At 47.5% G+C, this 15,337-nt stretch carries 16 protein-coding genes; 8 read left to right on the top strand and 8 right to left on the bottom strand.

All coding sequences use genetic code 11. From position 1 onward, the window contains the following. The first annotated feature begins 349 nt into the window (after window positions 1-349). Both QUA54_RS20080 and QUA54_RS20075 read left to right on the top strand, forming a co-directional pair. A complete protein-coding gene (locus QUA54_RS20080) occupies window positions 350-1,246 on the top strand; it encodes a metal ABC transporter permease (RefSeq protein WP_333416009.1) in 897 nt (298 codons plus the stop codon). A gap of 290 nt (window positions 1,247-1,536) precedes the next feature. Further along, complete coding sequence (locus QUA54_RS20075) at window positions 1,537-1,995, top strand: peroxiredoxin (RefSeq protein WP_333416008.1); 459 nt, start codon at window positions 1,537-1,539, stop codon at window positions 1,993-1,995. Between the two features lie 123 nt (window positions 1,996-2,118). Here QUA54_RS20075 and QUA54_RS20070 read toward each other — a convergent pair whose 3' ends face one another. Continuing rightward, window positions 2,119-2,757: a Uma2 family endonuclease gene (locus QUA54_RS20070; RefSeq protein WP_333416007.1), complete on the bottom strand. Its 639-nt coding sequence runs from the start codon at window positions 2,755-2,757 to the stop codon at window positions 2,119-2,121. A gap of 175 nt (window positions 2,758-2,932) precedes the next feature. Continuing rightward, entirely contained in the window at window positions 2,933-3,586 is a 654-nt protein-coding gene (gene hpf / locus QUA54_RS20065) for a ribosome hibernation-promoting factor, HPF/YfiA family (RefSeq protein WP_333204417.1), read from the bottom strand. 151 nt (window positions 3,587-3,737) lie between these two features. Here hpf and lipB point away from each other — a divergent pair, with 151 nt between their 5' ends. Both lipB and QUA54_RS20055 read left to right on the top strand, forming a co-directional pair. Next, entirely contained in the window at window positions 3,738-4,418 is a 681-nt protein-coding gene (gene lipB / locus QUA54_RS20060) for a lipoyl(octanoyl) transferase LipB (RefSeq protein ID WP_333416006.1), read from the top strand. 419 nt (window positions 4,419-4,837) lie between these two features. Further along, window positions 4,838-5,185, top strand: coding sequence for a hypothetical protein (locus tag QUA54_RS20055; protein WP_333416005.1), 348 nt, complete (start codon window positions 4,838-4,840; stop codon window positions 5,183-5,185). A gap of 150 nt (window positions 5,186-5,335) precedes the next feature. On the opposite strand, the gene QUA54_RS20050 is transcribed toward QUA54_RS20055, so the two are convergent. Both QUA54_RS20050 and QUA54_RS20045 read right to left on the bottom strand, forming a co-directional pair. Next, window positions 5,336-5,893 carry a single-stranded DNA-binding protein gene (locus tag QUA54_RS20050; RefSeq protein WP_333204420.1) on the bottom strand — a complete coding sequence of 186 codons (558 nt, stop codon included), beginning with the start codon at window positions 5,891-5,893 and terminating at the stop codon, window positions 5,336-5,338. Between the two features lie 206 nt (window positions 5,894-6,099). Then, window positions 6,100-8,643: a mannose-1-phosphate guanyltransferase gene (locus QUA54_RS20045; RefSeq protein ID WP_333189439.1), complete on the bottom strand. Its 2,544-nt coding sequence runs from the start codon at window positions 8,641-8,643 to the stop codon at window positions 6,100-6,102. Between the two features lie 574 nt (window positions 8,644-9,217). Here QUA54_RS20045 and QUA54_RS20040 point away from each other — a divergent pair. Beyond that, complete coding sequence (locus QUA54_RS20040; RefSeq protein ID WP_333189440.1) at window positions 9,218-9,415, top strand: hypothetical protein; 198 nt, start codon at window positions 9,218-9,220, stop codon at window positions 9,413-9,415. A gap of 7 nt (window positions 9,416-9,422) precedes the next feature. Next, entirely contained in the window at window positions 9,423-10,160 is a 738-nt protein-coding gene (locus tag QUA54_RS20035) for a class I SAM-dependent methyltransferase (RefSeq protein WP_333416004.1), read from the top strand. Between the two features lie 226 nt (window positions 10,161-10,386). Here QUA54_RS20035 and QUA54_RS20030 read toward each other — a convergent pair whose 3' ends face one another. Beyond that, window positions 10,387-12,099: a hypothetical protein gene (locus QUA54_RS20030; RefSeq protein ID WP_333416003.1), complete on the bottom strand. Its 1,713-nt coding sequence runs from the start codon at window positions 12,097-12,099 to the stop codon at window positions 10,387-10,389. Window positions 12,100-12,734: 635 nt separating this feature from the next. Further along, window positions 12,735-13,214 carry an NUDIX domain-containing protein gene (locus QUA54_RS20025; RefSeq protein ID WP_172185172.1) on the bottom strand — a complete coding sequence of 160 codons (480 nt, stop codon included), beginning with the start codon at window positions 13,212-13,214 and terminating at the stop codon, window positions 12,735-12,737. Between the two features lie 152 nt (window positions 13,215-13,366). Here QUA54_RS20025 and QUA54_RS20020 point away from each other — a divergent pair, with 152 nt between their 5' ends. Further along, a complete protein-coding gene (locus tag QUA54_RS20020) occupies window positions 13,367-14,068 on the top strand; it encodes an alpha/beta fold hydrolase (RefSeq protein WP_333416002.1) in 702 nt (233 codons plus the stop codon). 225 nt (window positions 14,069-14,293) lie between these two features. Then, complete coding sequence (locus QUA54_RS20015) at window positions 14,294-14,479, top strand: hypothetical protein (RefSeq protein ID WP_333416001.1); 186 nt, start codon at window positions 14,294-14,296, stop codon at window positions 14,477-14,479. A gap of 92 nt (window positions 14,480-14,571) precedes the next feature. Here the strand turns inward: QUA54_RS20015 and QUA54_RS20010 are convergent, their stop codons facing one another. After that, complete coding sequence (locus QUA54_RS20010) at window positions 14,572-14,919, bottom strand: hypothetical protein (protein ID WP_228049688.1); 348 nt, start codon at window positions 14,917-14,919, stop codon at window positions 14,572-14,574. A 54-nt stretch (window positions 14,920-14,973) separates the two neighbouring features. Next, on the bottom strand, window positions 14,974-15,264 hold the full coding sequence (locus tag QUA54_RS20005) for a hypothetical protein (RefSeq protein WP_333416000.1): 291 nt from the start codon (window positions 15,262-15,264) through the stop codon (window positions 14,974-14,976). Window positions 15,265-15,337 lie beyond the last annotated feature (73 nt).

Raw genomic sequence — 15,337 nt, 5'->3', positions numbered from 1 at the left:
AAATCTCCTTGTGGGTAGAGGCAGTTGCTAAGAAGCAGAAACCTAAGCTGTGAGGCTTAGGAATCACCGCACCTTCAGGTCGGTGAGTATGTCAATAATCTAGGAGTTACGCTCTTGAACCCGGTTTTTTTGATAATCTTGAGTTGGGCAACGATAAATCTCGGCTCAAACTTACATTTTGCACCATTCTCAAGAACAGGCAAGATGCCTGTTCCACAAAGAGTGAATTTTCTTGTGGAACAGGCATCTTGGCTGTTCATAAAAAGCTTATTGAGAATGGTGCAACATCTCGGATCAAACCGGGTTGCTTTGGTTTTTAGTCATTAGTTAGCTGTGATTTTATAATTTTATGATACAAACCTTAATTGAGCCGTTGCAGTACGGATTCATGCAGCGATCGCTCGTAATTGCCATTCTCGTCGGCATCGTCTGCGCGATCGTCGGCAGCTACCTAATGGTACAGCGGCTGGCCTTGCTCGGAGACGCCATCAGCCACTCGGTTTTGCCCGGATTGGCGATCGCATTTATCCTCGGAGCAAATATCTTTATCGGCGCTTTCATTGCCGGAGTTTTGAGTACAGTAATCATAGCTTGGATCAAAGCTCGATCGACAATCAAAGAAGACGCGGCAATGGGCATCGTATTTTCGGCATTCTTCGCCCTCGGCATCACCCTAATTACGATCGTCCAAAAAGACAACAAGATCGACCTCAACCACTTTCTTTTCGGCAACATCCTGGGAGTTACTGCCGAAGATGCGATCGACACAGCCGTCATTGTCGCCGTAGTCTTATTAGTTGTAGTATTGTTTTACAAAGAATTGCTATTTTACACATTCGATCCATTAGGAGCGCAAGCCACAGGTTTGCCAGTAAACCTGCTCAATTTCGGACTGATGGTACTCATCGCCCTCACAATAGTTGCCAGCCTCAAAGCCGTTGGCGTAGTGCTAGTCTTGTCCCTATTAATTACACCTGCAAGTACCGCATATCTCCTAGTCACTCGCCTGCACCAAGTAATGATTTTAGGCGCAATAATCGGAGTTATTTCCAGCATTAGCGGAATGTATCTCAGCTACTTTTATAACTTACCATCTGGGCCCGCAATCGTTTTAGTTGCATCGGGATTATTTGTGCTATCATTGCTGTTCAGTCCCACTCAAGGAATCCTCACCCAGCCGCGCACACACTCCGGCCAAATTCCTCCAATATGGCGAGAATTAAAAAATTTAACCAAAGGCCGATAGCAAGTAAGTTTGTAGTAACGCTTCAGCGCCGCCCCTCCCATTCTTAATAAGAATATTCGTGAATCCCCGTGGATGTGCGGTTCAAAAAAGCCTCTCGAATTAATCCGCGTAACTGCGAATCGGCGACAGCATCTCGATTTGGTAAAAAGGTTTTTTTTTAGGAGTGCCAGAAAGCAAGAATGGGATGATACCGAATCGGGCGATCGCAACTGCGAACTATTGCTCACAAAAAACTGTACAATAACAAAAGTTAAATTTTCACGCAAACAGATCTACTAAGTTAAAAAAACATGACAGTTAAAGTAGGAGACACCGCCCCCGATTTTACCTTACCATCTCAAACTGGCACATCAGTCAGCCTCAAAGATTTTAAAGGTAAAAAAAACGTCATAGTCTACTTTTACCCCAAAGACAACTCACCCGGATGCACAACCCAAGCTTGCGCTTTTCGAGATAGTTACGAAGTCTTCAAAGACGCAGGTGCAGAAGTAATAGGAATTAGCGAAGATTCGCCACAATCGCACCAGGAATTTGCCACAAAAAATCAGCTACCATTTACACTGCTGAGCGATACTGGCAACAAAGTGCGGCAATTATACGGAGTTCCAGCTACACTGTGGATTATGCCGGGTAGAGTAACTTATGTCATTGACCAAGAAGGCGTTGTCAAGCATATTTTTGACTCGATGTTAGACTTCAAAGCACACGTTGCAGAAGCACTCAAAACTTTAGAAACCATCAAAAGTTAGATAGATTTGCTTAAATATATTGTTTGTAGTGAGGACGAAAGTCCTCATTGTCTAAACAACCAAGAAAAAACTAAATTCGTGACTGCGAAGTAACGGTTTGTAGTGAAAACGGGAGTTCTGAGACTAGAGATTTTCCCGTACCCAATTTTTAAAAGCTTGAATAGCGGGGGTTCTGCCAGAAACTTGACTCTGCTGAGTGTACTGATTCACCAGTTCGACAATCGGGATATTGGGGAAAGTGGGACTCACATCAGACTCAATATATTGTTCGGCTTGCAAGACGTTGATTTTTAGCCCTCGCCGTGCGTATCGCCAAAGTTCCGGCACTCCTAGAATTTGATAATTATCCAACTGCGTGCGAGAGGTGAGATCGATTTCTATCGCTAAGTCTGGGGGCGGATCGATACTCATATCGAGGCGATTTTTACCGATAACGGCTGCTTGATTTTGAATGTAAAAACAGGTATCCGGTTCGACAGCCTGACTCATGCGTTCATTTTTCAGCGTTGTCGAACCCAACGACTCAAATGCTATTTGTCGTACTTCCAACAAAATTTTTACCATGTCGCCAATAATTTCCTTGGCTTTTTCATGTTCGGGCAGAGGAACCATAATTTCTAACCGTCCGTTACTATAGGAAAGTCGGGAAGCACGACGTTCTCCTAATTCCGCCAAAATACTTTCAAATTGTTGCCAGTTCACATCCTCAACCAGTAATTGCTGACCCGGTTGAATCTTCAATTGTCTTAACTCCAATAGCATAATTGTTCATCCATTTTCTCTAGGAAATATCAGCCAAGTCCTTACTACGAACCATTATCTTAAAACAACAAGAAAAAACTAAAGTCCTTACTACGAACCAGGAGTTTGTAGTGAGGACTTTAGTCCTTTTTTGCTAATGACTTGCAGCCATTAACTATTAGCACTCAGCAATTATCTAGCTTTTCGCAACACTCGATTTTTCAGATGTAGCGCTTTCGGCAGTTTTGCCATTTTTGCTATTACCGTTACCGTTGCTGTGGCGGGGTTGGATAACTCCATAGCCACCGTGAGTCTTTCGTTCGTAGAGTACGTTAATTTCGCCTGTTTCCGCATTACGGAACATATAGAAATCGTGATCGATAATCTGCAATTGTTCCAAAGCTTCTTGCACAGTCATTGGAGGCATAGCAAAATACTTAGTCCGCACCACCTCAGCAGGAAGTTCGGGAGTTCGATCGCCAATCAGATCCGCTACTACAGGATGTTCATCAACTACCGTAACCGTTTTGGGACTACTCTGGGTCTTATTGTCGTGGCGTTTTTCCTTAAATTTCCGCAGTTGACGAGCTATCTTGTCGGCAACCAAATCGATGCTGGCATACAGGCTTTCCGTGCTTTCCTCAGCCCGAATCACGCTGCCGTTAGCATAAATAGTTACCTCAGCAGTCTGCTTAGGATTGATCCTGGGGTTACGAGCCACCGATAAATGTATGTCCACTTCAGTAGTCAAAGTTTGAAAATGGCTAACTGCCTTTTCAACCTTTTGATTGACGTACTCGCGAATCGCATCGGTGATTTCTATATTCTTACCCTGGATAACAAGCTTCATAGAGCTCCCTCCCTTCTGTAACGTGGGTATATTTTATACAGTAGCACTATGTATTCTCGAAAACACTTATCTTCCAAATCTTTTATTATATGTTGACAATTCTTGATTTAAACTGCGCCAATATTCCGTCAAAACACTATTGATTTTTTGCATGATTTCCCCTCTCACCCCTCAACAGCTAAATGCACAACCCTGCTTGCTCCTCGATTGGGGAGTTGTTCCCTACTCCCAAGCTTGGGAAATCCAGCAAAAACTCGTGCAAGAACGCCGCGACAAACCAGATTTGCCAGATGTCCTGATTTTGCTTGAACATCCGCCGGTTTACACTTTGGGACTGGGAGCAAAGCTGGAATTTCTGAAATTTGACCCAAGTCAAACAGGACCGGAACTGCACCGAGTTGAGCGGGGCGGCGAGGTGACTTACCACTGTCCGGGCCAATTGGTGGGCTATCCGATTTTAAATTTGCGGCGCCACCAGCAAGATTTGCACTGGTATTTGCGACAGTTGGAGGAAGTGCTGCTGAGGGTGCTGGAAGTTTGCGGGTTGAAGGGTTCGCGGGTTTCCGGTATGACTGGAGTTTGGGTGGATGGGTACAAGGTAGGCGCGATCGGCATTAAAGTCAGCCGCTGGATTACGATGCACGGTTTTGCTTTAAATGTTTGTCCGGATCTCGCCGGTTTTGGGCAAATTGTACCTTGCGGGATTCCCGATCGACCTGTTGGGAGTTTAGAGCAGTTTATCCCCGGAATTGAGGTCGATCAAGTTAGGGCGATCGTGGCGGCTGAATTTGCAGAAGTTTTTGGAGTGGAAATAGTGCGATCGAATGTGTAGGGTGCGTCCCCCATCGCAGGTGAAGTAATGCGGATTTTAACCAGTTACTGGAAATAATAATTTTTCAGGGCATCGCCCTTTCTTGAGTGAAGTGCGATCGCTCTTAAATTATCAAAAACATCAGGCTTAATTCTCCACCCAATCACTTAAAAACTCCCGACTAAGGATGCTAAATATCGAATCGAATTAACGCGGCGGTGTTTGCGAGACTTGGGGGTATTATAGAGATAATTTTAACGGTCTGTACTTACTGACTCAAGAATTGAGAGAATTGGTGGTATAATGCGCGGTTGCGGGCTTCTCTAACCTTAGAGAGAAGCAAGACCGATGCAGAAATACGCCCTAAGAGTTTTGCGATCGCCCGTAGCGTCAGGTATGATTCTTGTTGATTATTGCGCTCCGCTCAAGAGAAAAAATTTATGTCTGATATGTCCGGTCAAGACCCCTCGGAAATTAAAATGGCGACGGTTGATGAACAAGAAAAAGGCGCAACGTTTAGCGGTACGGTCATCCTTGCTATCGATGCCGAGGAGGGTGGGGAAGTCCTTTTCTTCAGAGACTTTTTGATTGAAGATTATAAAGGCGAACTTACCGCTTATCTGGCAACAGATGGCAATATAACGAAAAGCATTGATTTAGGCGAACTTAAGCATAAAAGCAGCAGCTTTAAGCTGCCAATTCCGCTGGGGACGGATACATCACCCTACAATACAGTCGTGCTGCGCGACGAAAAAAGCAAGAAAAAAATTGTGACTATCGAGCTGTAAAATTTGCAATTTAGCTCGTAGTTGAGCCAAATTCGTTAGCGCAGCCCTCGAAGAGGATCGCCCTTTTTTTCCTGAAGTGCGATCGCTCTTAAATTAAGGTGCGTCACTTTCGATCGAACATTCCAGTTGTAAAGTGATGCACCTTAATTTTTAAAATGGAATCGGATCGTAATCGGGATTGTCAGCTTCGTTAGACGAACCCGACTGGCTATCGGACTCAGAATTTGAAGGCTGATGCGAGTTCCAATCCGAACTAGACGTGCGGTTAGCGCCACCTGGAGCGCTGTTAGGACTGCGACCTCGCGAACTCATAGGAACCACGTTGCTCGGCACATTAGCAGGCGCGCTGTCGCGAATTTGAGCCGCTTCGGGGGCGCTTCTAGTTGGGGGAGCAGCAGTCATTGCATCGGCGCCGACACTGTAAATCCTTTGAGCTGTCAGTTCAGCGCGCTTTTCTTTAATACCGTCTCTTTCGATCGTATTCATGCTCAGCCGTCCCTCAATAATCACGCGATCGCCCTCGTGATATTTCTCGTGAATTTCTTGAGCAAAATTTCCCCATCCTATCACTTTCAAATGTTCTGGCGGATCTTCCGGTTTTGGGCCTGGAAACTGCACCAACATCTCAGCGATTTGAAGTTGATTGTCAGGAGTATAACGGAGTTGCGGTTGTTGAATTATTTCCGCCATCAAAATGCAGCTATTCATCTGTTATCTGTGCGTAATTGGGAATTGGATAAAGAAGGAAGAGAGAAGAAGGAAGAAATAGCTATTCGTGTACCGATGACTTGCGTGTCTTGCTTGTGGTAATTGCAAATTGGTAATTGCAAATTGCAAATTGGTAATTACTGATTTTTTGGCGCTATTCGCTATTAGTTGTCACCGATTACCGATTACCGATTTGCAATTACCAATTATCCGTTACCAAATTTATCTTGGCGAACCGCCGCCTCAGCTTGACTGACAAAATCGTGAACGAGGGCGCGGTACTCCTTCAAAGTTTCAGATACCCAATCTCGATCCTCGCTGTTGGCGAAGATATGAACGGTCGGTTCACTAGCATCGGGCAAAACTAATACCCAATTGTCGTCGCTGTAGTTAAAAATCTTCACTCCATCTACTAATTCTAAACGATCGGGCGAATGAGTTTCTACTAAATGCCGCATCAGCGAACCCTTGACCGTCCAAGGACAGCGGACGCTGTAACTGCGGTGGGTGACGCGGGGAAGTTCGGCCTTGATCTGTCCGAGCGATCGCTCCTGAATCGTCATCATTTCTATCACTTTAGCAATGCAGAACATCCCGTCAAATCCGGGATGCAATTGCGGGAAAATAAAACCCATAAGACCGCTGCCGCCCAAAACCACATTCGGGTTCCTGTTAGCGGCTTCCATCAAAGCAGTTGGGTTCGCCTTTGTGCGGATTACCTTGCTTTGATAGCGGCGGGCGATCGCCTCCACCGCAGAAGAGGCATTCACCGGCACTACTACTGTACCTTTGGGATCAGAAGTCAGCATCAAATTTACCATCAACGCCGTCAGCATTTCCCCGCGAATGGCTATCCCAGACTCATCTACCAAAATGAGCTGTTCGCCGTTAGCCGACACCTGCACTCCAAAATTAGCGCTGAGTGCTTTCACCACCCGGCCGAGTTGGTCGAGCAAATATTCCCGTTCGCCGTTACTCAGAGAAGTCTGCTTGAGACTCGCATTGAGCACCACCGCATCGCAGCCGAACTTAGCAAGCATTTGCGGCAGAATTGCTCCGGAAACTGCGTAAACGTAATCGATTACCACCTTAGTATTGCTGTAGCGTATTGCCTCAACATTCATCTGCCGCTCAAAAATGCGGTTGTAAACGTCGAGAGCTTGGTTAAAGTACGACATCTCTCCAATTTCGGGAATTAGAGCCCGCCGCAAATCTTCCTTAAAATAAGCGCCCTCGATTTTTTTCTCAGCAGCTTTAGTAATATTGATGCCTTTGATATCGAAGAATTCAATTAAAATGTGGTCGGATCGATCGGGCGAAATGCGAACGTGAATGCCGCCAGCAACCGATAGCGTAGACGAAACCGTGCGCGCGATCGGAATTGCCGTCGATTCCAAATTGACCACATTAATTCCTACCGACATCAAACCTGCGATCAAAGACCTCGAAACCATCCGCGAAATGCTCCGCTGGTCGCGAGATACCGATACCGAAGTCCCGGGTTTCAAAGTCGAGCCGTAAGCTGCGCCCAATTTCACCGCGAATTCCGGGGTAATATCCACATTTGCCAGCCCTTGAACGCCGCGCTGACCGAACAAATTCCGCTTAGCTTGTTCTCCCCAAATTAAATTTTGATTTAACAGAGCGCCGGATTCAATATTTTTGCTCGGCCAGATGCGCACGCTTGGCCCCACTTGCGCTTCTTCTCCTACGATCGACATAGAACCGACGATCGCACCTTCCAATACATGAGCGCGCCTGTCTACGCGGGTACTCCGGCAAATCACGCAGGCCCTAAGGTGAGCGTCTTCGCCGACAATTGCTCCGTTCCAGACGATGGGACGTTTGAGGTTGGCATCGGCCCCGACTGTCACGTTATCTCCGATCACCGTACCGGCATCGATTTTAACTCGGGCTCCAATCCGACAATTGCTGCCGATCATCGCCGGTGCTTCGACGATCGCGCTATCGTCAATAAAAGTATTCTGACCGACCCAAACTCCCGATCGAACTTGGTTGTAGTAGGTCAAATCCAGTTTGACTTTTCCCCGCAGCGCGTCGTACTGAGCTTCCCGGTAAACATCAAGCTGGCCGACATCGCACCAGTAACCCTCGGCGATGTAACCGTACATCGGCTCGTTTTTTTCCAGCAGCAAGGGAAACAAGTCTTTCGAGAAGTCGCACTCTTTATTTGCAGGCAGGTAGTCCAATACTTCCGGTTCTAAAATGTAGGTGCCGGTATTGACGGTATCGGAGAAAATTTCACTGCTAGAAGGCTTTTCCAGAAAGCGGTTGATGCGGTAATTTTCCTCGGTAATCACGACCCCGAATTCCATCGGATTGGGAACGCGAGTTAAAATTAACGTGGCTTTGGATTGCTTGCTGCGGTGAAATTCGATCGCTTCCGTTAAGTCGAAGTCTGTGATGCTGTCACCACTGATGACCAGAAAAGTTCGATCGAGCAATTCAGCAATATTTTTGACGCAACCAGCCGTACCCAGCGGTTGGTCTTCCTCCACAGCGTAAGTCATTTGAACGCCAAACTCTGCCCCGTCAGTAAAATATTCGCGCATGACATCGGGAAGGTAGTGCAGCGTAGCAATAATTTCCGTAATCTGATGCCTTTTTAGCAAATTGATAATGTGTTCTGCGATCGGGCGATTGAGAATCGGCACCATCGGTTTGGGCAAATCGCACGTCAGGGGTCTGAGCCTCGTTCCCGACCCCCCAGCCATCAGCACTGCACGCATAAAATCCTCCTTGCTTAGAAAGCTCTCTACCGTCATTGTCCGCTAGAAAAAGTTTGCCTGCTGTAATTCGTGGGCCGCCGGCTATCAGTTCTTAGTTAAATATCTTCTAGTAGTTACACGTCTGGGAAATCCCGATCGACCAAGCCGTCCCCAACAGCAACCGATTTCAACCGCATTAGAACTTGCGGCGCCGCACCAATCCCCCGGTCGAGTTCGGATTTGTAGGGGATGTTGGATAATACCAGTTTAAAAAAATAATGCAACTGTAGGTCAGCTCCAAACCCTTATCTCATCAGTCATTCCCAATTCTTTAATTCTTCAATTCTTCAATCTAAAATGGTATAAGTCCTCAGAATCATCGACTTTTGGCAGAAGTCCCTTCTTGCTTGCTCGGTGAAAGCTATTTTGGGGGTGTTATTTTTAAGTTTGTGACCGGCGGGGATTTTGAAGTCTCTTTCTGAAGGTGGAATTGCTACAGGTATCGGTGCGGCTTGGCGTCTGATAAATGATAGATTAAGAGTAGCGCTTTGACTAGCTGACCCAAAATCCTATCCATTGCTTAGGGGTTTTTTAAATGAGTACGTTAATTAGCTTGGCATTGCTAGTCGCTTACGGCGGCGGTATTTGGAAATTTTGGAATGGTTTCGATCGCACTAACTTCGACAGAAGTTTTACAAATCGCCTGAAGCTGTCTCTGCTGTGGCCCGCGTTAATTTTTAATAAGCCTTACCGCCAAAACTTTACAAAAGCTCTCAAAGCCACTAAAAGGTAATTCAAGAATGTCTAAAAAGTCGGATCGCCCAGTGGCGGGTCAGGAGCAGACTTGGTTTGCTAAAGGAAAATCAGATAGCTGGCAAGTTTTACTGTCGCAAGTGGCCTCTCGGTTCGATCGCGAATACCGAGGAGAAGCTTTCGCTTTACCCGAAGAAGTCGAATCAATGCCGATTTTCTTGGAATCAGTCGCAGGAACTCTCCAAGCAAAAACAGTTTCTCCCTTCTGGAAAATTGCCAAACCTCAAAAAAATCAGCGCTGTTTAGACATTGGCTGCGGAGTCAGCTTTCTCATCTACCCTTGGCGGGATTGGGAAGCATATTTTTACGGTCAAGAAATCAGCAGCGCGGCGCGAGACGCCTTAAACGCTCGCGGCCCTCAGCTCAATTCTAAGCTGTTCAAAGGCGTAGAATGGGCCCCCGCTCACCAGTTAAATTACGAAGAGGCTCAGTTCGATTTATGCCTCGCTACAGGCTTTAGCTGTTACTATCCCATAGACTATTGGAGTATTGTTATGGGAGAAGTAAAGCGGGTACTAAAACCGGGCGGTCATTTTGTTTTTGATGTCCTCAATCCCAATTCTCCTCTAGCAGAAGATTGGGCAATTTTGGAGACTTATCGAGCCGGAGAAGTATTTTTAGAGACAATAGAAAATTGGGAAAAAATGATGAAAGCTGCTGGCGCTAAGGTAGTAAAAAAGCAAAGTGGCGACTTATTTCAAATGTATAAAGTTCAATACATTTGAGAGGTTAAGGTAATAGGTCATTAGGTTTGCAGTCAGGACGACCGCCCTCAAAAGTCCGGGTCTGGCAGACGAAAAACAATTTGATTATCAGTTAAGAAAGTAGGGTGCGTCAGCAAGTAGAAATTTGTTTGAGAACTAACAAATATCGAAGCTGACGCACCCTACTAACTACTAACTCACAATAGTGAAGCAAGCAGATTGGATATTACCAATTGCCCATTCCCAATTAATTTTCGGTAGTGGCGGGAGAGGGTGTAGCTTCCGGCGACGGTGACACTTCGGCGGGAGATGGCGCAGCTTCCGGCGACGGCGACACTTCGGCGGCAGGAGATGGCGCAGCTTCCGGCGACGGCTGCGGGGACACTTCGGCAGGAGATGGCGCAGCTTCCGGCGACGGCGACACTTCGGGGGCAGGAGATGGCGCAGCTTCCGGCGGGGACTGTTCGGCGGGCTGCGGTTGAGGAGAAGGTGACTGTTCGGCGGCTGGTTTCGGTTGAGGTGAGGGCGACGGTTGGGCGGCGGGCTTTTGTACCGGCGGCGAGGTTTGATCCCCAGGCTTCGGTTTGTTTGACGGGGCCGGCGGCTTCTCAAACTGCGGTTTCACTTCAGCAGGCGCTGGGGAGGGCTGCTGGTTTGTGGGTTTGGGATCTGTCGGGGTTACCGTTGGCCGCTGCTGGCCTGCTGGGTTGGGCCTGGTTGGGGCGGTGGATGGGGTGACAGGAATGCCGCTGCAAACTTTTTCGTCGTATTTAAACGGAATAGCTACTTGGTAAAGCTTGTGCGTGCTGGCTGCAGAAAATGTTAGAGAAGGGTTAATAATCGCAGTTTTAGCAGCATTGTCGAGAATGCCGTAACCCGTCGGGACGATCGCTTGAGGCTCGGCCTTGAGCAAACCTTGAGGGCTGACAACTGCTCCGAAAACTGCTACTCCTTCAAGTTTTTGCGAGCAAGCTGCTAGGGGATAAGGGATATTCACAGGAGTCGGCCCCGTCATTTCCAAGTCAGGATAAGCCTTTTTGAATCTCTCAAACAAAGCAACATAGGTATTTGCAGCCGCAAGCTGTGTCTCTCTGTCGGTGGGTAAGTTTGAACTCGGTTGGTCGGACTGTCCTAGCTGTCGCTGTCCCTCTTCAAATTGTTGCCTCTTGATTCTTTCTTCGGGAGTTTCTGCGATGAGATTCCTTTTATTGGGATCTTTTTGAGTCAACTTTGGTACTCCATCGGGTCCCACATTCCTGCCAGCAATTGGGAATTCTGGGGTAAAGACTGGAGCTCCGTCTGGAAATAGTGGGAGTCCGCCTCTACTGGCTATGATCTTTTTGAGCGTCTCTGCTTCATCTTCCGAGGCGCTGCCGGGAAGCTGGGGCACTTCTGTCAAAGATGGCGGCGGCGGGATATTGCGATCGAAATTACCGGGCAAGGGCGGGAAAATCAAACCGCTGGGAGGTACTGGCGGGACGAAAGTGGGTGTTGGCTGGGAGGGGGCTCTGAATGTTGGGGATGGAGTTTTCGGAGGCGGCGGAGCTGCTGTTGGGGCGGGAGAGGACGGGAGAGGGGAATAAGGGAGGGGGGAAAAGAATCCAGGAGGGGGCATTCCCGGCGGTAGGGCGGGCAAGTTGATAGCTGGAGGTGCGGGGGGCAAGGGCGCCGCTAACTTGGGCGAGGCGGGCAAGGGAACTGGTGCAATCAAAAACGGCTTACTGGACGGGCGCGGGGGTATGGCTTGTGGCAGGCGGCCGGCCTCTGTGGGAGTTAGTTCTACCAAGCCGACAGAACCGGGGATATTTTTTGAGGAATTTCCACCATAAAGTATGCTTGAGAGCGTCGGGGCGGTTGCTCCGAGCACTCCGTGAAGGCCCACAGAAGCTAAAGCTGCCCACCAATAAGGCTGGCGCAGCGGTTCGGAAAGGGTGTTGGCTAGGGAGGAAGAGTCAGTCATTTAAATTTTAGATTTTAGATTTTAGATTTTAGATTGGGGGATTGGGAGATGGTTAGATTTTAGATTGGGGGATTGCGGGATTGGGGGATTGAGTGATTGGGGGATTGGTAATTTATATTGTTGTGGTTGTGATTGAGTGTGAATTCGTTTTAATGAGGAGAGGTTGGGAATTCAAAGGTATAATTTTAGCACGGTCGGTATCGAAATTGCCCGATCGACTTTTATTTAGATTCCACGACCCTCAACTCAAGCACTCAAGCGTAGAAAGCTGGTTTCTTGAGGGATTCAACCTGAGAACCGAGATTTTTCTTCGCTGTTGTAGCAACTGCCAATAGGGTTAGGACGTTCTTAATTGCTGAAAGCATTGTTTTTCTTTCCGAATGCCTTTTGCCGAACCCTATACTCGGTTTCTCAGCTATTGTTGAGAATGGTGAGCGGGGCGTCAGACGGGCCGGACTGGGGCGAGCAAAAAACAGACTGCGCCGCTGCTATACCGTCTTTTTCCTGGATCTGGAGCGCCACTAATTCATTAAACACGATCGATCCGTTCGATCTACTCCTGTTTCCAATTCGGTTACACAACCGGATTCATCCGTGGAAGTAATTATTCAATCCAAAATCCAAAATCGATGGATTCACCAGCGATAGCGGTAATTTTTAAAAGGAGCTCCCTCGATGGTGAGCAAGTCGATGGGATAAATGGGAGCGCCGCTTGCCATATATTGAAACATTTCCCGAACTTCCTCTCCCCGTAGAGACAACTGGTCTAATTCCTTGAGAGAATACCAGCCAGCGCACAAAGTATGCTCATCCGGCTTGCTCTTGGGCGGCGTCTTATCTTCTGGACGAGCCACAAAAATGACTCGGAGGCGCACGTTACCCCTAGGCATCACTGTGTGCTCTACCCTGAGAATTCCCTCAACGATGACGGAAATGCCCGCTTCCTCGATGGTATTGCGCATAGCAGCTTCGAGCAAAGTCTCCCCTTTTTCCACTCGCCCTGCTGGGAGATACCACTGCTGCTCGTACTTGCGCTCTTGTACCAGTAGAAAACGGTCTTCTAAGTGAACGACAACTAGGGTAAAATACCATGTTTGAATCGGCTCGCGAGCCATAGAAGTAGATATTCCCTAAGCAAAAGGTTTAACGAGCGGCAGATGTTAGCAATCCAAAGAATGCTTCGGCAAGTGTCTTTGAACTTGAAAAACAGATCGTAGCACTCCGGCCGCAAAATCTAAAATCTAAAATCTAAAATCTAAAATTGACAATGCCATTACCAACCGTGATTTTACCAGGATATTTTGCTGCTGCTTCCGACTATCGCGAATTAGAAAAATCTCTGGTCGATCGAGGTTTCCCAACAGTAACAGTGCCTCTGGGCAAGGGAGATTGGTTGCCGACTTTTGGCGGGCGGTCGATGGTGCCAATTTTGCGACAGCTCGATCGCACGGTCAAACAAATGTTACAGCAATACGGCGTTCCCCAGATCAATCTCGTCGGTCATTCCGCCGGCGGCTGGATTTCTCGCATTTATTTGGGCGAAAAGCCTTACACGATTCACGGCGACGTGCTTGAGGACGCGGGTTTGTGGGAAGCTCACCCTTACGTGAATACTTTAATTACTTTAGGCACGCCGCACGTCTCTCAAGAGCGCTGGACCCGCAAAAATCTAGATTTTGTCAAAATTCACTATCCGGGGGCTTTTCACCCGCAGGTGCGCTACGTGTGCGCTGCTGGAAAGGCTGTTTTTGGCAAGCGGGGTTTAGGGACTTGGCTGGCTTATAAAAGTTACGAGTTGACTGTGGGGAAGGGCGAAACTTGGGGAGATGGAATTACGCCGGTGGAAGCTGCTGTTTTGGACGGGGCCGAAAATCTGGTGTTGGAAGGGGTTTGGCATTCGCCTCGTTCTCCGGGGAAGTGGTACGGTTCGCCGGAGGTTTTGCCGGCTTGGATTGAGTATTTGCGTTAGAAACGAACCGCGAAGAGGCGAAGGACGCGAAGGAAGAAGCAGAAGGTTTAAGGGGTGGATTTAGTTATAATTTAATATTAGGAGCGAGTTGAGTGTGGCAAAACTCGCCCCCGCGATGCTATGTTTGCTTATTTTTTTATCGCTAACTGAATAGGTAAAAAAAAATTATGTTGCATCATCGGTAAGATTCAGAAGTCGCGGCGAACAACACAATCAAATTATACGTTGGCTGGGGTGGAATTGGGCGAAAATGCTACTGTGCGCTTGGACGCAGATAACGAATTTCAGCCGGATGGTTTGTGGAGAATTGATGCGGGAGGTCGATCGCAAATTAGGGATGATGATTATGTGCGATCAGTATCCGTGCAATCAGCGCACTTTGAAATGGTGGAAATGGATAAGATAGTATAAGTAGACAAAGAGGTTGGCTGACACCAGCGTCAACCCAACCTACAAAAAAAGGCGATCGCACTAATGGAGAGCAGCAATCACACTTATTCCTTTTATACTAGGCGGACATATTCACGTAGTTGGGAACGTAGACCTTGAGTAATCATTGGAAAATTATTGATTTCTTGAATGATAGAACTCTCAGATCTGCCACTCTTCTTGAGTTCCTGAACTACAGCCTTTGCTAAAGTCTCAACCCCAACCTTTGCAATCATGCTTGAAACGCCTGCAATCAAGGTGAGAGCAACTGCGCCACCAATCATGCCAAAAGGACCACCTAAAAAAGCTAACGAAGTTGTAATTGCTACGGCTCCTGCATAAGAAGAGGTTGCAACAAGCCCAACTAAGACTAAACCAGCAACTCCTAGACCAGCTAACTTATTGACTATCTCATCCATCATAATTAAGTGTTCCGCTAAACTTCAGATTAATTAGACTTTCAAAGCCAAACTGAACTAACTATCTTTCCCTTTACCTCCAAACAGTTTATATATTCCGTATCCAATAGCAGCCGCCGCCGCAACAGGTGCAGCAGCAACTATGGCAGTACCAGCGATCGCACCTCCCCCGACAACGCCACCGATACCAGCAAGGGTGCCCATAATTGCAGCACCAGAAGCACCGCCAGCTACGGTGGCAAGACCGGCACCAGCCACACCAGCAACAGCCCCAATGTTTGTAGCTGTTCTTGCTGCTTCACGAGCATCACGCTCTTCCTTAGACAAGTCCGGTTGATCTTTGAACAATACTCCGGACAGTTTTTAAAGAAGGATGCGACGCCTACGGCAAGCAACGCTTACGCAATAAATCACAGAAGCG

It is taken from the genome of Microcoleus sp. MOSTC5, from assembly GCF_036701825.1.
GTDB lineage: Bacteria > Cyanobacteriota > Cyanobacteriia > Cyanobacteriales > Microcoleaceae > Microcoleus > Microcoleus asticus.
This window is presented reverse-complemented; position numbering and strand designations above follow the sequence as displayed.